This window comes from Pseudomonas sp. CCI3.1, from assembly GCF_034313985.1.
In the GTDB taxonomy this organism is placed as follows: Bacteria; Pseudomonadota; Gammaproteobacteria; order Pseudomonadales; family Pseudomonadaceae; genus Aquipseudomonas; species Aquipseudomonas psychrophila.
Genome location: NZ_JAVIWO010000001.1, coordinates 1,594,887 through 1,616,377 on the forward strand (window position 1 = coordinate 1,594,887; position 21,491 = coordinate 1,616,377).

Sequence of the window (21,491 nt, forward strand, 5' to 3'; positions counted from 1 at the left end):
GTTCCTACGGCAGCTGCTACGCAAGGTGTTTAAAGGCCAAAGCGCTGCAACTGCATTTCCTGTAGACGGCTCAAGGTCCGGCGGAAGGCGAACTCCAGGTAGCCCTGGGTGTAGAGCTGATCCATTGGTACTTGAGCTTCAATGCAAACAGGCACTTTGCGGTCGTAACACTCGTCGATCAGCGCAATGAAACGCCGCACGCTGTCATCGTATTTGGACAGCTGCGGCAGTTCGCGATCACCTGCCTCGACTTTCACCGCAGCGTCTTCCGTACCGCGGGCAATTTTGCCCTCGCGCTGCTCGGCACTCAGGCAAGGCACGCCGCTGAGTAATATCACCGTGTAGCGATCACAGATTTCCATGAATTCAGTAGCGGCCAGCGGTTGCTCGCACAGTTCGTGAAAGTCGCACCACAGCACGGCATCACTGGCCTGCACTACATTCAGCGAACGGTACCCCACGCCTATGGGCTGATCTGACACCACCTGCCCTTGGGTTAAATCCTTGAACACCGGCTCAATTGCACTTGGCTGACCCGGACCCGTTACCCAATACCGTTGATGAGCAATGCCGGGGTGCAGGCGATGGTCCTCAACCCCGTTCACCGAGACCACCTCCATATGCTTGAGAATCGCAGTGATCCCGGGCGCAAAGCGATCCCGGTTGAAACCGTGACCGTAGAGATCTTCGGGTGGCTGGTTAGAGGTGCACACCAGCACCACGCCTTCATCGAACATGACCTGAAACAAGCGGCCAAGAATGATCGCATCGGCAATGTCATTGACGAACAGTTCGTCAAAACACAGCACGTTGACTTCCTCACTCAAGCCTTTGGCCAGGGCCTTGAGCGGGTCCGCCGTCCCGGTCAGCTGGAACAGGCGCTGATGCACCCATTGCATGAAATGATGGAAATGCTGACGCCGGGCCGGCACCTGCAGGCTTTGGTAGAAGCGATCCATCAACCAGGTTTTGCCCCGGCCTACCGGGCCCCACAAATACACGCCCTTAGCCGACTGTGCTCCTGAATGCACTGCCTCATGGCAACTTTGCAGTGCTTGCACAGCCCTCCATTGGGCAGGGTCATGGACAAAACCCTGCTGCTCAATGGCTTGTTGATAGGCACTGAGGGGGGACTCGATATTCATTCGGATGACTGACTCCTGAATCAGGAGTGCCAGTATGCCAGCAAGGACACACTCCGAGCACTTGAAAATAGCCACAACGCCACCACATTGTTACCCGAGCGGTAACAGAGCCTTTTGCCATCCCGTCTTTTTACTTGGGTGGATCGGCGTAACATTGTTCATATGCTTCACACATAGATTGACACGGATACACGGTACTTCGTACGCACCTGACAACGTTGGCAGGTGCCGTAACTTCTTCCCGCCTCATCGGCAAATGAAGTCAGTCAATTTAAACTCTTGATTACTTTAGAGGCACTACCATGAAAAACTTGATCGCACTCTTTCTTGCCGGCTTTGCAACGCTGGCCGTTGCAGGTGAAACTTCCGCTGTCCAGACCCCAACGGTCGAATCGTACAGTTATGGAACTAAGCTGGATATTGCACGGGTCATCAGCCTGTCGACCATTCCCGATGTATGTGAAGTTGTACCCGCCACCATGACCTACGAAGACTCCCAGGGTCAGCGTCACATCCTTGAATACAAGGCCATGGGTGACGGTTGCAGTTCGCACTAATTTTGAGTGGTTGCACCCACTGTTACGACCCCGGCCCCCTCTTGCGAGGGGGCTTTTTGTTGTGTGTCGATCAAGCCCAAGGATTGTTACTGATTCGGAAAGACTGCTTGGCGATCTTTTGACTTTAATCAATACGCGCGGGGCGTATTCTATGTTCATCCCTCAACGCAACATTGAAACAGGGCACGGTACTTCGTGTTACGTCACTTCCCTACAGGGCGTAACAACTTCTCCCGCCAACAGGGCAATTGAAGTCAGTGATTCGTGATTGTTTTAAGGTCTTAATAATGAAACGTTTGATTGCTCTTGCACTGGTTGCTTTTTCAACACTGGCTGTTGCTGACGAAGTTCAAGTACCCCAACAACAACCTGCGGTTGAACAGTACACTTACGCCACCGATCTCGATATTGCCAACGTGATCAGCGTGACGCCGATTGCAGATGTCTGTGAAGTCGTACCCGCACAGATGACCTACGAAGACCATCAGGGTCAGCGTCATATTCTTGAATACCGTGTGATGGGCAATGGTTGCAGCAACGGCTAATACCCGCTCCAGACGCAATGATCTAGCGGGTTTGCTCCCGCACCGGATCAAATCCAAGCCTCCGTTTAACGGGGGCTTTTTTATGAGCGCCATTGGGAGGTACTCTCGACTCAAATTACTGGCAAGGAGCCACCTCCCATGCAGACCCCACCAACACTTCAGACCCGACGACTCTTACTGCAGCCACTGCACTTGAGTGACGCGCCCGCGATCCAGCAACGCTTCGCCCATTGGGAGGTCGTGCGCTACTTGAACGCGCTCGTGCCCTGGCCCTATCCCGCCGATGGGGCTCTGGGTTATTTACGCGATGTGGCGTTGCCCGCCGTTGCACGCGGCGAAGAATGGCACTGGACTATTCGCTTGCTCTCGCAGCCGGACGAACTGATTGGCAGCATCAGCTTGATGGATACCGTCGATAACAACCGGGGCTTCTGGCTGGCACCGCAATGGCAAGGCCAGGGGCTGATGAGCGAAGCGTGCGGGACAGTTGACGCCTTCTGGTTCGAGACCTTGGGCCGCGAACGCATGCGGGTGCCAAAAGCCTCCCCAAACGTGGCATCGCGACGAATTTCCGAACGGGCCGGAATGCAGTGGGTCAGCAGCGAAGAAAAAGATTTTGTCAGCGGCAGGTTTGCTTGCGACCTGTGGGAAATGACTCGGGAACAATGGCTGTTGCGGCATAGGCGCAATGATTGAAGCGGCAAGTTCAAAACACCCGGCCCTGTCAAAAGTTACGATCAGGGCCGGGTTAAAACGCTCAGCGGGGGATTCGTCTCAGGTGAGGAGAATCAGTCTTTCTTCTCGGAAATCACCTTGCCGGTCGAATCGAAGATAATTTCATATTCCAGGCCATCGACCTTCTTGATCCCTTCTGCTTTCCAGATGCCAGCAGCCGGGTCTTGAGCTTCAATTTTCTTGATCACGGTGTAGCCGTTCTTGTTCTTGAGCACTTCTACCAACTCTTTGGAGAATGCCCAGTTCGGGTCAACAGGCTGAGCCATCGCTGCACCGGCACTCAACAAAGCAGCAGTAGTGATTACAGCAGCAAAGGTTTTCTTCAACATTGTCTTAACTCCATTAATTGATGTTGCGTCTGGTACTCAATGTGACTGGAACAACCGTAGCAGAGAAAAACGCGGCCATACGGCTAATTGACATGCTTTTGACATGGCTCATGTTCTCGTTACCTCCAGTGCGGGGTTAGAATGCGCAAAACCGGGAAAAGCCAATGAGTGAAACACGCCCCACAGAAGCCGAAAACGATGTCATCACTGAAGCTGCGGCCCAGTGGTGCATGCGCTTGCACGAGCCCGATTGCACACTCCAGGAACGTGACGCTTTTGCGGTGTGGTTAAACACTGATCCCCGGCACGCTGTTGAATATGAGGCAATGCTGGACATTTGGGATGTCAGTGAACACCTGTCGCGCCCCGCGCCCGCCGAAGCCCGGGTGATTGCATTGCCTGCACCACGTCGCACGACCTTGCAGCGTTTTGCCGTGGCCGCAGCCGTGACTCTCCTCGCCGCCCCTGTAGCGGCCTACAGCGGCTGGCAACTGGGCTGGATTCCTGATGCCCATGAACGCTTTACGGCCGATACCCGTGCGAAGACGGTGACACTGCCCGATGGCAGTCAAGTCGAGCTCAATCTGGGTACGCAACTGACTTTCAGCAACTACAAGGACGAACGCCGGGTAACCCTGGGCAAGGGCGAAGCATTTTTCAAGGTCAGTCACGATGTCTCGCACCCGTTTCTGGTCCAGGCCGCAGAGGGACAGGTTCGGGTCACAGGCACCCAGTTCAATGTGTGGATGTACGAAGATCAGGTGCGGGTCACGCTGCTGGAGGGCTCAGTGCTGGTCACCAGCAACAAGCACCTGAGTGGCGACGGCTTGCGTCTGGAACCGGGGATGCAGGCGCGCTACAAGGCTGGCGACTACGCCGCACAAATCAGCCAGACCTCAACTGGCATGCCGGATCTGGCGTGGCGCAACGGCAAGCTGGTGCTCGATAACCTGTCACTGGCCGACGCCCTGCCCCTGATCAACCGCTACCTCGACAGCCCGCTTTCTGTGGCCGACAGCGCCACTGGCAAGCTGCGCATTGGTGGCGTATTCAACACCCGCGAAATCGACCATCTGGTGACATCCCTGCCCAAGGTCTTGCCGGTGTACCTGAGCCGCACTACGGACGGCAGGCCCGTGCTGAACGCCCGCACAAGCCTTTAAAAGAGCCGTGTAGATACTTGCTTCAGGTCAAGGCCCCCTTGCTCGCGAATGACCTTCGCGAGCAGGCTCGCTCCCACGGTTGAAGGCTGCGACGTCATTTCACACGTTTGCACGGCTGACCGTCCGGTTCCGAAACCTCAGTGCACAGGTGAAAGACCGCACAGATTAAAAAAATTTAATAATCAGTCCAAACCCCCGTCCCCATTGGGCGAGAACGCGACTGAGACGAATTCACGACAAAATTTCTACATTCCAGTGTTCATGATTTAAGCCGCTCATTCGTCTAGTTAACCAAGAGCGCTTTTTTATTTTTTCCTGATCAGGCTCTGAAAAGGAGTTTTTTGCATGCACAACCAGCAAATACCAACGGATGGTAGCAACCAGCATCGCGACGCAGCTTTCCAGCCCGATTCAGGGTTGCTGGAAGCGCTGACTCCCTTGCAGGGCAACGAACGGATCCGCCACTTACTCAAGTGCTTCGGGCTACGTACCAGCCTGGTGAGACTCAAAGTCATTGATGCATTGCTGACGGCGGCCGGCAATGATCGCAGGTTGGGGGTACGCGGCATGCACAGCCACTTGCAGGCACTGGATATTCCACTGTCATTTCTGAGTGTGCGCGAGGTGCTCAAGCGTCTGTGCAGCGAAGGGGTGGTGGTACTCAACAGCGACAAGAGCTACAGCCTGCATCCACAGGCTGAAGCCGTTTTGGTCGGGCAAATCGAGGCTTAAATCTTGGTTTTGCGGCGCATCACACCATTGATCACAACCACGATCACTGCCACGCCGATGGCGACGTACTGGAACATTTTTTCAGTGATCATGCCGGCGTTTTGCATGTACGAAAGACCAAACATGATTCCCAGAACCACCAATGAAATCAAAATCGAGTATTTCAAGCGCTGCGAAGGGGTCATAACCTGTTCCTGAAAGTAAGTCTGAAAGCGAAAACCGGAAATTAACAAAAACGTTCGGCTTTCGAAAATGAATTGAAATATTCAAGGCCATATCTTACAGCCGGAACAGTTTTTTAGCTGCCACGGCTCCAATGGCGTGACGGCCTCTCGGGTACATCGCACCGATATTCTCGCGGGCCTCCCACACAGAGTGTGGGAGGCATTTCATCGCAGGTTAGAAGTCCCGTTTGTAAAAGATATCCAGCGAGCTCGCAAAGCCGCTCGCCACTTCCACATACACCCGCTTGCTCAGCTTGTAACGCAGGGCAATGGTGCTGGCAGGTTCAAACACCCCAACCCCGTAACGCACGCTCAGGCGCTCGTTGATCTTGCCGCTGGCCACGACTGATGTGTTATTGCCGCTGCCTTCGGTGTCGAGTTCAAACTCCTTGAGCCCCAAATGATTCGCCAGGCTGGTGGTGATCCCCGAGCTGCCCAGCAGCCCCAGGCCCAAGGCTGCTTGCGCCAGCAGGTTTTCATCTTCGCCGGTGCCCGTCAGCGGACGCCCCAGAATCAGGTATGACAACGCCTGCTCCTGACTCATGGCCGGTTCCGAGAATATTTGCGTGGTGGGCTGTTCAGCACTGCCTGTCAGGCGAATGCCGGCAATCACGTCGTCGGTCTGGCGAACCGCTTCGATATCCAGATACGGCTGATCGATTGGTCCTGCAAACAACAGACGTGCCCGGCGAATGGTCAGCTTCTGGCCATAGGCGCGGTAGCGACCATTGTTAAGGCGCAACTCGCCGCGGGTCTCCAGGTTGTTGCCAATATGAACCTGCCCCGCCAGATCGGCGCTCAGGCCAAAGCCCGAGAACGTCAGCAGTTCCTGGCCCACCACTACGTTGATGTCCATGTCGATCTGCATCGGCGACGCCTCATCGGTCGTCTGCTGGCCCACGACGACCGTGTCATCCGAAACCTTGACCGTCGACGGCGGCAATTCGCGAACAACAATTTCACCTTTGGGTACATTGACCCGGCCCGCGATCAACAACGTGTTGTCGGGGTTGAGGGATATTTTCAGATCCGGGGCGACTTCAAGCTTGGCGTAAGGCTCGACGGTCACCGGCAGGTTGTTACCCTTGATCAACACGTCGACCACCATGGCCCGACCCCAGGCGACATTACCGCTGATACTGCCCTGCCCTTGCTGGCCGCTGGTCCAGCCGCCATTGATCAACGCCGTCTCGCCGTTAATAGCCATCGACAACTGGACATTTTCGAAGTTGGTCGGCAACTGCGGTCCCGAAATTTCGCCATCGCTCAGGGCCACATTGCCGATGATATGGGGCGACAGTAAAACCCCCGAAATCGTACCCGAGCCATTCAACTGACCGGTGAGTTTCTCAACCATTGGCGCGAACGGACGGATCATCGACACGTCCAGCCCGGTCAGTTGGAACTCTCCGCTGATAGGTTTGCTTTTAGGCAAAGGATTGATTCGCGCCGACAGCATCAGTTGCCCCAGCTTGCCGCCGTCGAAATCAAGACGGGATTCGACCCGGTTTGGGGTCAGGTTGCTGGTCAGCTTGAAGGCCTCATAGGGGAAGTCTACCCACTGGCCCTTGTCTTTGAAGAGCAGTGTGCCACCGCTGGCATCGACCACGATCTGACCTTTGGGCCCGCTGGCTGGCAAGTCCAGCACCAGGTCGGCATTGAGGTCGCCTTGCCATTGAAAGTCCTTGGGCAGCCACTCGGCCAGGCTGTCGAGGGGGAACTGTTTGAGGTGCAGACGCAGTCTTGGATCAGGCATCAAACGCTGTTCTTCACTGCACAAGCTGGCCGGGCCTGAAATCCAGCACTGCGAACCCATATTGATTCGGCCATCGGCCAGACGCTCCAGCCTTGCCGGATTTTGCAGTACCCAGGCCTGCCCACCGGCCTTGACGTCACCGCTGACCAGTCGACCGCGCCAATTGTCTTTATCCAGGCCGCCATCCAGGGCCAGGGCCAGTTGCAGCATCGGCCCTTGCAAACCCAGCTTGAGCTGCTGACGCTTGATATCGCCACTGGCGTTGGCGGTCAGAACGCCGAGCTGAGTCTCCCCGGCCTGAATTCCGCTGCCCTTGAGGTCAAGGCGGCCACGTTGATTGCGATCGAGACTGGCATCCAGGGTCAGGTTTTGCAGGCGATTATCGGCGAAAGCCAACTGTTGGCCATTGAGCTTAACCGTGCCTTGCGGCGCCTTGAGGGTGCCACCCAGATCGACACGGCCTTTTAGCTGGCCGCGCAGCTCTGGCCAGAGCTGGCCCAGACGCGGCATGTTGAGGTCAAGTTGGGCCTTGATCTGCTGCTGTAACGTGGCGGTGCCGTTGATGCGGTTGTCACCCAGGCGAATATCCAGCGCGCTGACCGTCCAGGTTTCACCCGCGCCGTTGGCCTTGGCTTGCAACACCGCAGGCAGGCCGCGCAAACGACCCTTGAGGTCAAGGTTGGCATCCAGTTCCAGGCGCTCAGTTTTGAATGAGCCTTTGCTGCGCAGTGGGCCAGCCAGCGTACCCGGCAGTTCGGCCACCCAGTACGCGGGGTTGATCGCACTCAGGTCCAGTGCCGTGTCCCAGGCCACGCCATCGGCAAACTGCACATTAACGTGCCCCTCGGCCTTGCCTTGACCGGCGACCAGTTTCAATTGCGGCAAAAATATCTTGCCCAGATCGCCACTGAAGGGGCTGCTGAGGCTGAACTTGCCTGCTGGGCCATCGAGGTTTGCCTGGAAGTTACCCAGGTAATTGCCATCGCGGTAGGAGACTTCACCGACAAAGGTGCGCACATCCACATCGGGCTTGTCGATCAACGGGTACAGGTTGTGCCACGGGAACTCCAGCCAGTCGATTTTGGCTTCGGCACTCAAGCCTTCCTGCCAGTCCACTTGCCCCGACAGTTTCAGGTGCTGCTTGGGGTTGGCTGTCAGGTCCAGGGCTGCGATTTGCGCGCCCTTGGCATCCACCCGGCCTTTGAGCAGCAGACTTACCGGCTCTTGTTCAGCGGGCAATGTGGCACTGCCATTCAATTCATAACCGTCTTTCAGATCGCCCTTGGCCGTCAGCAACAGCTGGTTGAGCACCAGGGTATCCGGCAGATCAGGGCTGGCCTTGAACGGCTCGGCGGTAATTTTCAACTGCGCCGGCAGATTGTCCGCCAACGGCTGGATCTCTCCCGTCAGGTGTGCAGTGAGATACCCGCTGGTGTCGGCCGCAAGGTTGAGGGTGGTGCGCAGATTGCCTTCAACCTTGAGCGCTACCGCCAGCGGTTTGTCACCCGGCGCTGGCAGGCTGACGTTGCCCTGCAAGGTCAACGGCCAGTCGCCATTGGGTTGCAGCAAGCCAGACAACTCAACATTCAGGTCTTCACGCTCGACCTTCACCGAATCGATCTGCAAACCTTTGGCTGTCCACTGCGCCGACATTTGCATGCCCTTGAGCTGCTCGATGCCGTTGAACAGCACATTGCCTACCTTGATTACCCCCACCTCAATCGCCAGTGGCAATTTCAGTTCCGGCAGGCTGATCGGACCGCTGCTGCTGTCTTCGCTTGGCGGGAATTGCAGGCTGACTTTCTCTGCTTGCAATTGATCGATACACAAGGTCATGCGGGTCAGGCAGCCCGGCGACCAGGCAAAGATCGGCCTGTCCACTTCTACGCGACTGGTGCCTTGCTCCCACAACAGGTGATCGGCACCCCACTGACCGCCCAGACGCCCGGCAAAATTATCAACCTGCAAGCCTGGCACCTGCCCCAGCACCCAACGGCTGCCCGTTTGCGTGCCGAGCATGACGCCCACGCTCACAACCACCAGCAGCACCAACGCCAACACCACCAGACCCGCTATTTTCAAACCACGAATCACAGTTCTGGCCCCATCGAAAAGTGCAAACGAACACCGCCATCGTCATCCAGCGCATGGGCCAGATCCAGACGAATCGGGCCTACCGGCGAGATCCAGCGAATACCCACGCCGACCCCGGTTTTCAAACTCGGGAAGTCCAGCGTATTGAACGCATTGCCCTGATCCACAAAGGTCGCCCAACGCCATTTTTCAGCGAACTGATATTGATATTCGAGACTGCCGGCCAGCATGTAGCGCCCACCGATCCGATCACCTTCAGCGTTCTTGGGCGACAGGCTCTGGTAGTCATAGCCACGTACGCTTTGGTCACCACCGGCAAAAAAGCGCAAGGACGGAGGAATCGATTTGTAGCCGTTGGTGGCGCTGCCGCCAAACTGAATCCGCCCCAAAAAGCGGTGCTTGTCCCACAAGGTGGTCAAGGCCTTGAATTTCACATCGCCGTGAAAGAGGTTGGTATCGGACAGCAGCCCTTCCTTGGCTACTTGCATCTCAGTGTTCACGCTGTAGCCGTGACTGGGATCGATACGGTTGTCGCTGCGCAAGACCGAGTAGCTGACACCGGGCATCAGCAAGGTGCTGAGCCCCGAGTCATCGCCCAGTCGGTATTCTTCGTGCTGCCATCTGAGCGACACGATTCGCGTCCAGCCGTTGTCCAGTTTGCTGTGCCACTCGGGGCCGACCGTGAGCAGTTTGCTCAAGGTATCGGTGTTGGCGATTTCTTCGTTTTGATAACCCGCGGCAAGACGCAGTTTGTCAGTCAACGGAGGGTCCAGCGGGATGTCATACCAGGCGCCGACGTTTTGCTTGGGCTGGGAAATTTCGGATTCAAACCCATAGCTGTCGCCGCGCGGATTGCCCCAATGGCGCATCCAGCTGGCTTTGCCACGGGCACCGGTGTCGGTCGAATAACCAAGGCCCAACGTCATGGTGCGCGGCTTGCGGGTTTCCAGATCAACATCAACCGGAATCACCTGCCCCACTGCTGTGCTGGGGGCGGCATCGACGCGCACGACTTCAAAATAACCACTGCTTTGCAGGTTTTGGTTGAGCTCAGCGACCAGTTCGGAGTCGTAAGGGGTGTCCGGTTTAAAAGGCACCATGCGGTCCAGCAGGGTTTGGTCAAAGGGTGCATCGCCTGCAAAAGTGACTTTGCCAAGCAAAAAACGCGGCCCGCTTTCGTAGACCAGATTGATATCTGCAAACCCGCCTTTGGGGTCGACCAGAATTTCGTGCTGAGTAAATTTACCGTTGAAAAAACCGTAACGCAGGGCACGGTTCTGGATCAATCGCTTGGCGTCTTCGTAGTTGCCCTGATTGAGCACCGCGCCGGGTTTCAGATCATCACTGGCCGGCACTTGAAAGGCCTTCAGTGAGGCGGCTGGACCTTCGACGCGCACGTTGACGTTGCGCAGATGCACCGGTTCGCCGGGATCGATGCTCAACACCAGACGCGGCGGGTCACCGGGTTTGACCTCGGCTTCTATAGAGGGATGGTAGTAACCCAAGGCCTGGGAAGCTTTGAGGGCTTGCTCCTGCGCGCCACGCTGAAAGCGCAATAACGCTTTTTCGTCACGATCGCCGAGACTGCCTATATAGCCTTCCACGTTGGCCTTGAGGGCATCGTTTGCCGGTTTGACCTTAACCACCAACTCGCTTTGGGCAGACACCGCAAAGCTGCTGAGCAGCAGGACAACACCACTGGTAAATCTTCCTGAGAACTTCATAGGCGCGGATGCTATCACGGGCTGGGGGGCTCATAGAGCGCGCCAACGGGCAAAAATTTCGTCTTCAGGCCGTTGCTGTGTGCGACACCTGTGGATTGGCATGGAAGAACACATGTTCCACCACTGGCCCAACGGCCACTTCACCGATTTCCACATAGCCCTGGCGTTTGTAGAACTCCAGGTAATGCGGGTTGCCGGTGTCGAGTACCACGCCTTCGGAATGCTCATCCTCCGCGCACCAGTTATGCACGGCCTCAAGCAATTGCTCGCCGTAATGCTTGCCCTGAAATTCGGGATGGATCCCCAGCAACGGCAGCATATGCACCGCATCACCCGGAACGCAGGCCTGTACCGCCTGGTGATAGGCCAGATAGCGCCGTGTACAGCTCAGGCCAGTACTGAGCACCATGCGCAACTGCCACGCCCAGCTTTCGGTGATACCCAGGCGCCGCTGTGGTGGCGCGATCAGGGCAATGCCCAATAGCCGGTCATCAACCAGCAATCCCAATGCTGGCAAATCCTGCAGAAAATGCTGTTTGACCAGTTCGCGCACAGTGGCCCGAACCCGTTGCTCGTAACCACTGCGCTGCGCGTTGAATAGAAAACGAAACGTCGGCTCATGACGATAGGCCTGATACAACAAGGAACGCGCTTCTCTTGAATAGCCACTGTCGAGCAACTGTATCTGACAGGTGGCGTTCGACGTTTGCGTCATGCGATCAATCTCCCCGGCGCGGCCTCAATAGCGGCGCTTCTAATGCGTACGAACCCCCGAGGGCCACAACAGTTCAATCATGGCCAAGTGCATCCTACGTTAGCAGTGCATTTGCCCTACTGCACGCTGGCAGCTAGCATCGCAGTTTTGCTCAGGACTGCCCGCCCATGAAAATCGTTTCATTCAACATCAATGGCCTGCGCGCTCGGCCGCATCAGCTGGCAGCGCTGATCGAGAAACATCAGCCAGACGTGATCGGCCTGCAAGAAACCAAAGTCCATGACGACCAGTTCCCCCTCGCCGACATCGAAGCGCTGGGTTACCACGTTCACTACCATGGGCAAAAAGGCCACTACGGTGTTGCACTGCTCTCGCGCCAGGCACCTCTGGAACTGCACAAAGGCTTTGCCAGCGATGAAGAAGACGCACAACGGCGCTTTATCTGGGGCACTTACGCTGACGAAAACGGCCAGCCCGTCACCATCATGAATGGCTACTTCCCACAGGGCGAAAGCCGTGATCACCCCACCAAGTTCCCCGCCAAACAGCGCTTCTACAGCGACCTTCAGCAGTTACTCGAAAGCCGGTTCAGCAACGAACAGCCGCTGGTGGTGATGGGTGATATCAATATTTCCCCGCAAGACTGCGACATCGGCATAGGTGCGGACAACGCCAAACGCTGGTTGAAGACCGGCAAGTGCAGTTTTTTGCCGGAAGAACGCGAGTGGCTGGAGCGCCTCAAGGGCTGGGGGTTGGTGGACAGCTTCCGTTACCTGCACCCGGACGTGGCCGATCGCTTCAGCTGGTTCGACTACCGCAGCCGCGGTTTTGAAGACGAGCCCAAGCGTGGCCTGCGCATTGACGTAATCCTGGCCTCCCAGGGGCTGGTACCGCGCATCAAGGCGGCCGGAGTCGACTACGACCTGCGCAGCATGGAAAAACCTTCGGACCATGCGCCCATCTGGCTGGAACTGAGCTGATCTCCCTGTCATCGGCTTGAAACGTTTCTGACTTAAATTGCAGACATTTCTATGGCTCCAGGAAGGTGCCCACACATGCTGCGCTTTATGTCGGTGACCCTGTTATGCACGATGGCCAGCCTGGCCATCGCTGCAGACTTGCGGATCCAGGGTTCCAACACCATCGGCGCCAATCTGGGTCCCGCGCTGGTGGCCGCCATGCTGGCAGAGCAGGGCTTGCACGACATTCACAGCGTCCCGGTCATTCCTCCCAACGAGCACAGCATTGTCGGCTTCAACGCCCAGGGTAAGCAGGTGCGGGTGGATGTCGCGGCCCACGGCTCAGGCACCGGTTTCTCTGCACTTTCCGCCGGGCAAGCGGACATGGTGGCTTCATCGCGGCCGATCAAGGACCGCGAACTGGTCGATCTCGAACGCCTCGGCGATCTTAAAAGTCCTGACGCCGAGCAAGTCATCGCCATCGATGGGCTGGCGATTATTCTTCATCCGCACAACCCGCTTAATCAACTCAATACCGAGCAACTGGCCCAGGTTTTCAGTGGCCAGGTCAGCAGATGGGAACAACTGGGCGGCATTGGTGGCACGATCCATTTGTATGCCCGTGATGAACAGTCCGGCACCTGGGACACGTTTAAAGAGCTGGTCTTGAACCGGAGCAAACTCGCTCTTAGCAGCACCGCGCAACGCTTCGAATCCAGCGAGCAACTCTCGGATGCCGTCAGCCACGACCCTCAGGCCATCGGGTTTATCGGCCTGCCTTACATCCGTGAGGCCAAAGCCGTGGCCATCGTCGACGGCGCATCACAACCCATGTTGCCGCTCACCGGGCTGATCGCCAGCGAGGACTATCCGTTATCGCGACGGTTGTTCTTTTACTTGCCGCCCTCTTCCCGCAACCCTTGGGCCAAGGCGCTGGTGACCTTCACCCAAAGCCCTCAAGGCCAGGCCATCGTCGCGCTGAACGGCTTTGTCGCCCAAACCGTACAGGCCGGCAATGTCCTGCCCGGGGCGCATATGCCCGCGCAGTACCAGACACTGACCCAACAGGCTAAGCGCCTGTCGGTCAATTTTCGCTTTGAAGAAGGCAGTGCTTCACTGGACAACAAGGCGCGTCAGGACTTACTGCGGGTCATTGATTACTTGAAGGCCACCCACAAGCTGATCAATCAAGTGACGCTGGTGGGGTTTGGCGATGCCAAGGACGATCCCGAGCGGGCGCAACTGCTGTCAAAGTTACGGGCGATGGCCGTACGGCGCGAGCTGGTTAAAAGCGGCGTGGTGCTTCGCGAAATTCGCGGCTACGGCGCACAAATGCCGGTGGCGGCCAACACCGAAGATGAAGGCCGTATCAAGAATCGTCGGGTTGAGGTGTGGGTGCATTGACCAATGACTCTCACCTCAATCTGCTTGCCACTTATCCAGCTCAAACTTGCCCACCGCTGCCCGGTGGACTTCATCCGGGCCATCGGCCAGACGTAACGTGCGCTGCATGGCGTACATGTAGGCCAGCGGAAAGTCCCCCGAAACCCCCGCCCCGCCGTGAATCTGAATGGCCCTGTCGATTACTTTCAATGCAACATTCGGGGCGACGACCTTGATCTGGGCGATTTCGCTTTTCGCCACCTTGTTACCTACTGTGTCCATCATGTACGCGGCTTTAAGGGTCAAAAGCCGTGCCATGTCGATTTCCATGCGCGAGTCGGCGATCTTGTCGATAGTGGCGCCCAAGCGTGCCAGCGGCTTACCAAACGCGGTGCGTGCCAGCGAACGCTTGCACATCAACTCCAGTGCCCGCTCGGCCATGCCGATGGAGCGCATGCAGTGATGAATACGCCCGGGGCCCAGGCGTCCCTGAGCAATTTCAAAACCCCGGCCTTCACCCAACAAGACGTTTTCGTAAGGCACTCGCACGTTTTCGAACAGCACTTCAGCGTGCCCGTGGGGCGCATCGTCGTAACCGAACACCGGCAGCGGTCGCAGGATTTTCACCCCCGGCGTGTCGACGGGTACCAGGATCATGGAGTGCTGCTGATGACGCGGATTCTCAGGGTTGCTCAAGCCCATGAAAATCATGATTTTGCAGCGCGGGTCACAGGCGCCGGAAGTCCACCATTTGCGGCCACTGATCACCCACTCATTACCCTCGCGCACAGCAGTGGCCGCCATGTTGGTTGCATCCGATGACGCCACATCTGGCTCGGTCATGGCAAACGCCGAACGAATTTCGCCGCGCAACAGCGGATCCAGCCACTGTTTTTTTTGCGTATCACTGGCATAGCGCACCAGCACTTCCATATTGCCGGTGTCGGGCGCCGAGCAATTGAACGGCTCTGAGCCCAGCATCGAGCGGCCCATGATTTCAGCCAAAGGTGCGTATTCCAGGTTGGTCAAACCGGCGCCCCGCTCGGACTCGGGCAGAAACAGGTTCCACAGTCCTTCGGCCCGGGCCTTGTGCTTCAACGCCTCCATGATTGCGGTCGGCTGCCAGCGGTCACCTGTAGCCACCTGCTGCTCGAAAATCGCCTCCGCCGGATAGACATGGGCGTCCATAAACGCTGTCACTCGCTCGCGCAGTGCCTGAACTTTTGGGGAGTAAGCGAAATCCATGGAGGGCTACCTTCTACCGGGAATGACGAAAAGTGTTGCCCGATGCTAGAGCAGCCACCCTTAATTTGCGCTGCCTATTAGCGGTGTGTATTACCATTCATAAGCAATATATGGCTAGCCCGCATCACTGCCCCTACAACAAGAGCCCTGCGCCATGAATCTGAACAAGGTCGACCTCAATCTGTTTATCGTCTTCGACGCCATCTACACCGAAGCCAACCTGACCCGCGCCGGGCAGATCATCGGTATCACTCAGCCTGCCGTGTCCAACGCGCTGGCGCGACTGCGCGAAAGTTTCAACGACCCGCTGTTCGTCCGTACTGCCCAAGGCATGGTGCCTACTCCAATGGCGCAGAACATCATCAGCCCGGTGCGCAGTGCCCTGGCGCTGTTGCGCGTGTCCGTGCAAGAAAGCCGCACCTTTAACCCGCTACAAGCCAACAAGACCTACCGCATCAGCATGACGGATCTGACCGAGGCAGTAATTTTGCCGTCTTTGTTTCAGCGTCTGAGGCGTCAGGCACCATCGGTGGTGATCGAGAGTTTTCTCTCCCATCGACGCGAGACAACCAGCGATCTTGCGGCCGGACGTCTGGATTTTGCCGTGGATGCACCACTCAATACCGATCCACAGGTGCGCCACGTCAAGTTGATGGAAGACCGATATGTGTGCGCCATGCGCCAAGGACATCCACTCGCCAGCAAGATCTCACTGTCCCTGGATGAGTACCTGGCCATGACTCATATTCATATCTCGACCCGTCGCAATGGCCTGGGAGAAGTAGACCTGGCGCTGGGGAAAATGGGCCTGCAACGTAAAATCACCTTGCGCTCGCAGCATTACCTGATGGCGTCCAATGTGCTGCAACAGACCGACATGGTGATGACCGTGCCCGAGCGCTTTGCCCGGCGCCATGCCTTGCATTTTGTACCCTTGCCACTCAGCGAGTTGCCCAACGTTGAAACCCATTTGTACTGGCACGAAAGCACCGAACAAGACCCGGCAAACCGCTGGATGCGTGAGCAACTGATCGAACTGTGCCAACAACAAGTCGCACAGGAAAATAAATCAGACACGGCCAGCTTGCTTGACGTATACGTCAAGCAGCCATTAGTTTAAGCCCACGAACTCTCCAGAGCCCGCCCATGAGCAGCCAGACGTACAGTATTTCCGACCTTGCCCGCGAGCTCGACATCACCACCCGTGCCATTCGTTTTTATGAAGAACAAGGGTTGCTCGCCCCCGAGCGACGCGGCCAGGAACGAGTCTACTCAGCGCGGGACAAAGTCAGCCTGAAATTGATTCTGCGCGGCAAGCGCATTGGTTTTTCCCTGGCCGAATGTCGCGAGCTGATTGAGCTTTACGACCCCACCAGTGGCAATCAAAAGCAACTCAACAGCATGCTGGCCAAAATCGCCGAGCGCCGCGAGCAGCTTGAACAACAGTTATTGGATATCCAGCAGATGCAACTGGAGCTCGATACCGCTGAAGAACGGTGTATCCAGGCGCTGGAACAGACCATAAAAAACCAGACGACTAAAAGCCCCTCACCCTAGCCCTCTCCCAAAGGTAGAGGGTTGGGGTGAGGGCTTGGCAAGACACACATTTCTACAGACACGGTGACCCCCATGACACTTCCAACCCATGTGCGCCTGATCGAAGTTGGCCCGCGTGACGGTTTGCAAAATGAAGCGCTGCCCATCAGCGTCGCAGACAAGGTGCAACTGGTTGATGCCCTGACCGACGCCGGACTGGGCTATATCGAAGTCGGCAGTTTTGTATCGCCCAAGTGGGTGCCGCAAATGGCGGGCTCGGCCGAAGTCTTTGCGCAAATCCGTCGCAAGCCAGGAGTGGTCTACGGAGCGCTGGCGCCCAACATGCGCGGGTTCGAAGATGCGGTAGCAGCAGGCGTAAAAGAAGTCGCAGTGTTTGCTGCTGCCTCCGAGGCGTTCTCCCAGCGCAATATCAATTGCTCGATCAGCGAAAGCCTGGCGCGCTTTGTACCCATCATCGAGGCCGCCCAACAACACGGCATCAGCGTGCGAGGCTATGTGTCCTGCGTGCTCGGGTGCCCTTATGAAGGCCAGGTCAGCCCGCAACAGGTCGCACAAGTGGCCAAAGAGTTGTTCGCCATGGGCTGTTACGAGGTCTCTCTGGGCGACACCATCGGCACCGGAACCCCAACAGCCACGCGTACCCTGTTTGAGGCCGTAACGGCATACGTACCACGGGAAAAACTCGCCGGGCATTTTCATGACACCTACGGCCAGGCGCTGGTCAATATCTACGCCAGCCTGCAAGAAGGTATCGCCGTATTCGACAGTTCCATCGCCGGGCTCGGCGGCTGCCCATATGCCAAGGGCGCCAGCGGTAACGTGGCCACGGAAGATGTGGTGTACATGCTCAACGGCATGGGCATCGAGACCGGCGTCGACATGGACAAGCTGCTTCTGGCAGGCGAACACATCTGCAACGTGCTGGGACGTGTTACCGGGTCACGGGTAGCAAAGGCCCGGCAGGGCTAAAAAGTGTTCCATGGTGTTACCTCGCCTCCCCACAAACGAGTAACACGGAAACAAACCGGCCTTTCCAAGGGCCGGTTTTTTATTGCCTAAAAACTCAAACCATTGATTTATAAGGATTTTAAAAAGTTGGCACGGCTCCTGCTATCTCTATGGCATAACAAGAATAAAAACCGCAGCAACATAATAAAAACAATACGAAACGACTCTGACATAACAAAAACAACACGGCAGAGACGCAGCTAACAGATTTTTTTGGAGAAGGTTTACTTTTCCGAGGCGCCTAAAAGCCACCTCGCAACCGGGCAGAGAAGAATAAAACTACCTTCAGGTAGCACCCGCACAGGTTGGATCACAGGTTTGATAGCCCGTGATAAAAGTGGATCAGCGCTCAAAAAAATACGTTTGCTCTTGATCCCGCATGGGGATCGCAAAAAAACGCAGCAAAGGGTGAGTTCCAAAAACAACAATAAACCGCCCTTCAATAATAAAAAAAAAGCATGCACGACATATTAAAGGGGAGCCTCGGCTCCCCTTTGTGTTGTCTGCGATTCAAGATTACGCCCGCGTGGGAGCGAGCAGGCTCGCTCCCACAAAAGCCGGTCATTTTTGTTCGCATTCCTGAATGCTGATCTCGCGCATTTTGAATTTCTGGATCTTGCCGGTTACGGTCATTGGGAACACTTCAACAAATTTGAAGTAACGCGGCGTTTTAAAGTGCGCAATACGCGACTTGCACCAGGTTTGCAGCTCGAGTTCATTGGCCGTGTGGCCGGGATGAAACTTGATCCAGGCGACGATTTCCTCGCCATACCTGGCGTCCGGAATACCCACTATCTGAACGTCTGCTACCGCCGGATGAGTGAAAAAGAACTCCTCCAGCTCGCGCGGGTAAATGTTTTCGCCACCGCGAATGATCATGTCCTTGTTGCGCCCCACAATGCGCACGTATCCCTGCTCATCCATCTGCGCCAGATCACCGGTATGCATCCAGCCTTCGCTGTCGATGGCATCGCTGGTCGCCTGCGGATTGTTCCAGTAACCCAGCATCACGCTGTAGCCCCGAGTACACAGTTCGCCAATGTCACCGCGAGCAACAGTGTTGCCCTCAGCGTCGATCAGCTTGCTCTCAAGCTGCGGCTGAGTACGCCCCACTGTGGTAACACGTAATTCAAGCTCGTCTGCCGGACCTGTCTGAATCGAGACCGGACTGGTCTCAGTCATGCCGTATGCAATTTGCACTTCACCCATGTGCATTTCGCTGATGACCCGACGCATCACCTCTATCGGGCAAGTGGCGCCTGCCATGATCCCCGTGCGCAGGCTCGACAGATCAAATCCCGCACGCTGCGGGTGATCAAGCATGGCGATAAACATGGTCGGTACGCCGTACAACGCAGTGGCACGCTCATCCGTCACCGCTTGCAGAGTCAGGCCCGGGTCAAAGGCCTCACTGGGATAGATCATCGTGGTCCCATGAGTTACACACCCCAGATTACCCATGACCATGCCGAAGCAGTGATAGAGCGGCACCGGGATGACCAGACGATCACTGGCCGTCAAACCCAGGCTTTCGCCGACCATGTAGCCGTTGTTGAGAATATTGTGGTGGCTGAGGGTCGCCCCTTTGGGGAAGCCCGTCGTACCTGAGGTGTACTGAATGTTTACCGGCTGGTCGAAGTGCAGGCTGGCCTGGCGGGCATGGAGTTGATCCGCCGTAACCCCGGCACCCAATGTGGCAAGTTGCGACCAGGGGAGAAAGCCTGCGGGGGGTTCAGAATCGAGACTGATGACGCCACGCAACTCGTTGAAACGCGCACAATCCAGAGCTCCGACCGATTGCTCGGTCAGCTCCGGAATCAGCTCCAGGAGCATGGCGTGATAGTTGGAGGTCTTGAACGCGCCCGCACACACAAGCCACTGACACGCCGATTGCGTGAGTACGTATTCCAGCTCCGAGAGCCGATACGCCGGGTTGATATTGACCAGAATCACGCCGATCTTGGCGCTGGCAAACTGACTGATAAACCATTCGGCGCCATTGGGCGCCCACACTCCCAGCCGGTCCCCTGCCTTCAAACCCAAAGCCAGCAGAGCCCTGGCATGCAGATCAACTGCCCGGGCCAATTGCGCCCAGTTGTAGCGTTGCTGTTGATGACGCACCACCAGCGCTTCTCCCTCTGGATAGAGCGCGGCGGTGTGATCGAAGGCCTGGCCGATGGTCATGGCCAGCAATGGCTTATCCAGCGAACCCTGGGTGTAACTGGGGACGGATTGCTGCTTCATGACAACTCCTCTTGTGATTGTTTTGGGAGCATGAGCAAGGCGTGCAGGTGCGCCCTCTCATTTGAAGAACTGCAATTACTCTGGCCTAAGTTGACGTTAACGTAAAGGTCGTTGACAGTTTTAAGCACCAAGTTTACGTTAACGTCAAGGCTATCCATGGCGACGCTGTTAACGCCTCCACAAGAACAACGATCAAGGTGCCACATGAGCTACCCGACTTTGAACTTCGCCCTGGGCGAAACCATCGACATGCTGCGCGATCAGGTGCAGGCCTTCGTCGCCGCCGAACTGGCGCCACGAGCGGCGCAAATCGACAAGGACAACCTGTTCCCGGCAGACATGTGGCGCAAGTTCGGTGACATGGGTTTGCTCGGCATCACAGTCCCTGAAGAGTACGGCGGCACCGGCCTGAGCTACTTGGCGCACGTGGTGGCGATGGAAGAAATCAGCCGCGGTTCGGCGTCAGTCGCCCTCTCCTACGGCGCCCACTCCAATTTGTGCGTCAACCAGATCAACCGCAACGGCACCCACGAACAAAAACTCAAGTACCTGCCCAAACTGATCAGCGGCGAACACGTCGGCGCACTGGCCATGAGCGAGCCGAACGCCGGTTCCGACGTGGTATCGATGAAGCTGCGCGCCGACAAGCGCGGCGACCACTTTGTGCTTAATGGCAGCAAGACCTGGATCACCAACGGTCCGGATGCCAGCACCTACGTAATCTATGCAAAGACTGATCTGGAAAAGGGCCCACACGGGATCAGTGCATTTATCGTCGAGCGTGACTGGAAAGGCTTCAGCCGAAGCAGCCATTTCGACAAGCTCGGCATGCGCGGGTCCAATACCAGCGAACTGTTCTTCGACGATGTTGAAGTGCCGGAAGAAAACCTGCTGGGCACCCTCAACACTGGGGTCAAGGTATTGATGAGCGGCCTGGACTACGAACGCGTTGTGCTTTCGGGTGGGCCTACCGGGATCATGCAGGCGTGCATGGACCTGATCGTGCCGTACATCCACGACCGCAAACAGTTCGGCCAGAGCATCGGCGAGTTTCAGCTGATCCAGGGCAAGGTCGCGGACATGTACACCCAGCTCAATGCCAGCCGCGCCTACCTGTATGCCGTCGCAGCTGCGTGCGAACGGGGTGAAACCACACGCAAGGATGCCGCCGGGGTGATTTTGTACAGCGCCGAACGCGCCACACAAATGGCCCTCGATGCGATCCAGATTCTGGGCGGCAACGGTTACATCAACGAGTTTCCTGCAGGGCGCCTGCTGCGTGACGCCAAGCTGTATGAAATCGGCGCTGGCACCAGCGAAATCCGACGCATGCTGATTGGTCGTGAACTCTTCAACGAAACTCGATAAGGAGCGTA

The 21,491-nt window shown here is 56.8% G+C and carries 19 protein-coding genes; 11 read left to right on the top strand and 8 right to left on the bottom strand.

From position 1 onward, the window contains the following. Positions 1-29 precede the first annotated feature (29 nt). Positions 30-1,145: a cell division protein ZapE gene (gene zapE / locus RGV06_RS07285; protein ID WP_046810852.1), complete on the bottom strand. Its 1,116-nt coding sequence runs from the start codon at positions 1,143-1,145 to the stop codon at positions 30-32. Positions 1,146-1,447: 302 nt separating this feature from the next. Here zapE and RGV06_RS07290 point away from each other — a divergent pair, with 302 nt between their 5' ends. The 3 genes from RGV06_RS07290 to RGV06_RS07300 all read left to right on the top strand — a co-directional run bounded on the left by RGV06_RS07290 (position 1,448) and on the right by RGV06_RS07300 (position 2,943). Then, positions 1,448-1,702, top strand: a complete 255-nt coding sequence (locus RGV06_RS07290) for a DUF2790 domain-containing protein (protein ID WP_019828350.1) — start codon at positions 1,448-1,450, stop codon at positions 1,700-1,702. A gap of 287 nt (positions 1,703-1,989) precedes the next feature. Continuing rightward, positions 1,990-2,247 carry a DUF2790 domain-containing protein gene (locus RGV06_RS07295; RefSeq protein ID WP_019828351.1) on the top strand — a complete coding sequence of 86 codons (258 nt, stop codon included), beginning with the start codon at positions 1,990-1,992 and terminating at the stop codon, positions 2,245-2,247. 138 nt (positions 2,248-2,385) lie between these two features. Next, entirely contained in the window at positions 2,386-2,943 is a 558-nt protein-coding gene (locus tag RGV06_RS07300) for a GNAT family N-acetyltransferase (protein WP_046810851.1), read from the top strand. A gap of 92 nt (positions 2,944-3,035) precedes the next feature. Here RGV06_RS07300 and RGV06_RS07305 read toward each other — a convergent pair whose 3' ends face one another. Next, positions 3,036-3,311, bottom strand: coding sequence for a PepSY domain-containing protein (locus RGV06_RS07305; protein WP_016782369.1), 276 nt, complete (start codon positions 3,309-3,311; stop codon positions 3,036-3,038). A gap of 164 nt (positions 3,312-3,475) precedes the next feature. On the opposite strand from RGV06_RS07305, the gene RGV06_RS07310 reads away from it, so the two are divergent. Both RGV06_RS07310 and RGV06_RS07315 read left to right on the top strand, forming a co-directional pair. Continuing rightward, complete coding sequence (locus tag RGV06_RS07310; protein ID WP_046810850.1) at positions 3,476-4,474, top strand: FecR family protein; 999 nt, start codon at positions 3,476-3,478, stop codon at positions 4,472-4,474. A gap of 345 nt (positions 4,475-4,819) precedes the next feature. Next, the gene (locus tag RGV06_RS07315) at positions 4,820-5,206 is read left to right on the top strand and encodes a hypothetical protein (RefSeq protein WP_019828354.1); all 387 of its coding nucleotides are present in this window, start codon (positions 4,820-4,822) and stop codon (positions 5,204-5,206) included. Here RGV06_RS07315 and RGV06_RS07320 read toward each other — a convergent pair. From RGV06_RS07320 to RGV06_RS07335, 4 genes are all read right to left on the bottom strand, one after another. Then, positions 5,203-5,391: a hypothetical protein gene (locus tag RGV06_RS07320; protein ID WP_019828355.1), complete on the bottom strand. Its 189-nt coding sequence runs from the start codon at positions 5,389-5,391 to the stop codon at positions 5,203-5,205. The genes RGV06_RS07315 and RGV06_RS07320 overlap by 4 nt on opposite strands. 214 nt (positions 5,392-5,605) lie before the next feature. Beyond that, positions 5,606-9,280 (bottom strand): translocation/assembly module TamB domain-containing protein, encoded by a 3,675-nt coding sequence (locus RGV06_RS07325; protein ID WP_322149723.1) that lies wholly within the window; start codon positions 9,278-9,280, stop codon positions 5,606-5,608. Further along, positions 9,277-11,004 (bottom strand): autotransporter assembly complex protein TamA, encoded by a 1,728-nt coding sequence (locus RGV06_RS07330; RefSeq protein ID WP_019828357.1) that lies wholly within the window; start codon positions 11,002-11,004, stop codon positions 9,277-9,279. Before RGV06_RS07330 ends, RGV06_RS07325 begins: the two co-directional genes overlap by 4 nt. Positions 11,005-11,068: 64 nt before the next feature. Beyond that, positions 11,069-11,719 carry a GNAT family N-acetyltransferase gene (locus tag RGV06_RS07335; protein ID WP_019828358.1) on the bottom strand — a complete coding sequence of 217 codons (651 nt, stop codon included), beginning with the start codon at positions 11,717-11,719 and terminating at the stop codon, positions 11,069-11,071. Between the two features lie 167 nt (positions 11,720-11,886). Between RGV06_RS07335 and xthA the strand changes: the two genes are divergently transcribed. Together xthA and RGV06_RS07345 are read left to right on the top strand one after the other, a co-directional pair. Next, the gene (xthA, locus tag RGV06_RS07340) at positions 11,887-12,699 is read left to right on the top strand and encodes an exodeoxyribonuclease III (RefSeq protein ID WP_019828359.1); all 813 of its coding nucleotides are present in this window, start codon (positions 11,887-11,889) and stop codon (positions 12,697-12,699) included. 87 nt (positions 12,700-12,786) lie between these two features. Further along, positions 12,787-14,082 carry a phosphate ABC transporter substrate-binding/OmpA family protein gene (locus tag RGV06_RS07345; RefSeq protein WP_322151847.1) on the top strand — a complete coding sequence of 432 codons (1,296 nt, stop codon included), beginning with the start codon at positions 12,787-12,789 and terminating at the stop codon, positions 14,080-14,082. Between the two features lie 15 nt (positions 14,083-14,097). Here the strand turns inward: RGV06_RS07345 and RGV06_RS07350 are convergent, their stop codons facing one another. Next, positions 14,098-15,306, bottom strand: coding sequence for an acyl-CoA dehydrogenase (locus RGV06_RS07350; protein ID WP_019828361.1), 1,209 nt, complete (start codon positions 15,304-15,306; stop codon positions 14,098-14,100). Positions 15,307-15,460: 154 nt separating this feature from the next. Here RGV06_RS07350 and RGV06_RS07355 point away from each other — a divergent pair, with 154 nt between their 5' ends. From RGV06_RS07355 to RGV06_RS07365, 3 genes are all read left to right on the top strand, one after another. Then, the gene (locus RGV06_RS07355) at positions 15,461-16,426 is read left to right on the top strand and encodes a LysR family transcriptional regulator (RefSeq protein ID WP_322149725.1); all 966 of its coding nucleotides are present in this window, start codon (positions 15,461-15,463) and stop codon (positions 16,424-16,426) included. 26 nt (positions 16,427-16,452) lie between these two features. Then, a complete protein-coding gene (locus RGV06_RS07360) occupies positions 16,453-16,863 on the top strand; it encodes a MerR family transcriptional regulator (RefSeq protein WP_019828363.1) in 411 nt (136 codons plus the stop codon). A 72-nt stretch (positions 16,864-16,935) separates the two neighbouring features. Continuing rightward, positions 16,936-17,832, top strand: coding sequence for a hydroxymethylglutaryl-CoA lyase (locus RGV06_RS07365; protein ID WP_198821100.1), 897 nt, complete (start codon positions 16,936-16,938; stop codon positions 17,830-17,832). 600 nt (positions 17,833-18,432) lie between these two features. Here the strand turns inward: RGV06_RS07365 and RGV06_RS07370 are convergent. Beyond that, positions 18,433-20,115 (bottom strand): AMP-binding protein, encoded by a 1,683-nt coding sequence (locus tag RGV06_RS07370; RefSeq protein WP_322149726.1) that lies wholly within the window; start codon positions 20,113-20,115, stop codon positions 18,433-18,435. Between the two features lie 204 nt (positions 20,116-20,319). Between RGV06_RS07370 and RGV06_RS07375 the strand changes: the two genes are divergently transcribed. Further along, entirely contained in the window at positions 20,320-21,483 is a 1,164-nt protein-coding gene (locus tag RGV06_RS07375) for an isovaleryl-CoA dehydrogenase (protein ID WP_019828366.1), read from the top strand. Positions 21,484-21,491: the final 8 nt, after the last annotated feature.

Coding starts and splice junctions, on each gene's coding strand:
- zapE (WP_046810852.1), bottom strand. CDS start 1,145: ATGAATATCGAGTCCCCCCTCAGTGCCTATCAACAAGCCATTGAGCAG.
- RGV06_RS07290 (WP_019828350.1), top strand. CDS start 1,448: ATGAAAAACTTGATCGCACTCTTTCTTGCCGGCTTTGCAACGCTGGCC.
- RGV06_RS07295 (WP_019828351.1), top strand. CDS start 1,990: ATGAAACGTTTGATTGCTCTTGCACTGGTTGCTTTTTCAACACTGGCT.
- RGV06_RS07300 (WP_046810851.1), top strand. CDS start 2,386: ATGCAGACCCCACCAACACTTCAGACCCGACGACTCTTACTGCAGCCA.
- RGV06_RS07305 (WP_016782369.1), bottom strand. CDS start 3,311: ATGTTGAAGAAAACCTTTGCTGCTGTAATCACTACTGCTGCTTTGTTG.
- RGV06_RS07310 (WP_046810850.1), top strand. CDS start 3,476: ATGAGTGAAACACGCCCCACAGAAGCCGAAAACGATGTCATCACTGAA.
- RGV06_RS07315 (WP_019828354.1), top strand. CDS start 4,820: ATGCACAACCAGCAAATACCAACGGATGGTAGCAACCAGCATCGCGAC.
- RGV06_RS07320 (WP_019828355.1), bottom strand. CDS start 5,391: ATGACCCCTTCGCAGCGCTTGAAATACTCGATTTTGATTTCATTGGTG.
- RGV06_RS07330 (WP_019828357.1), bottom strand. CDS start 11,004: ATGAAGTTCTCAGGAAGATTTACCAGTGGTGTTGTCCTGCTGCTCAGC.
- RGV06_RS07335 (WP_019828358.1), bottom strand. CDS start 11,719: ATGACGCAAACGTCGAACGCCACCTGTCAGATACAGTTGCTCGACAGT.
- xthA (WP_019828359.1), top strand. CDS start 11,887: ATGAAAATCGTTTCATTCAACATCAATGGCCTGCGCGCTCGGCCGCAT.
- RGV06_RS07345 (WP_322151847.1), top strand. CDS start 12,787: ATGTCGGTGACCCTGTTATGCACGATGGCCAGCCTGGCCATCGCTGCA.
- RGV06_RS07350 (WP_019828361.1), bottom strand. CDS start 15,306: ATGGATTTCGCTTACTCCCCAAAAGTTCAGGCACTGCGCGAGCGAGTG.
- RGV06_RS07355 (WP_322149725.1), top strand. CDS start 15,461: ATGAATCTGAACAAGGTCGACCTCAATCTGTTTATCGTCTTCGACGCC.
- RGV06_RS07360 (WP_019828363.1), top strand. CDS start 16,453: ATGAGCAGCCAGACGTACAGTATTTCCGACCTTGCCCGCGAGCTCGAC.
- RGV06_RS07365 (WP_198821100.1), top strand. CDS start 16,936: ATGACACTTCCAACCCATGTGCGCCTGATCGAAGTTGGCCCGCGTGAC.
- RGV06_RS07370 (WP_322149726.1), bottom strand. CDS start 20,115: ATGAAGCAGCAATCCGTCCCCAGTTACACCCAGGGTTCGCTGGATAAG.
- RGV06_RS07375 (WP_019828366.1), top strand. CDS start 20,320: ATGAGCTACCCGACTTTGAACTTCGCCCTGGGCGAAACCATCGACATG.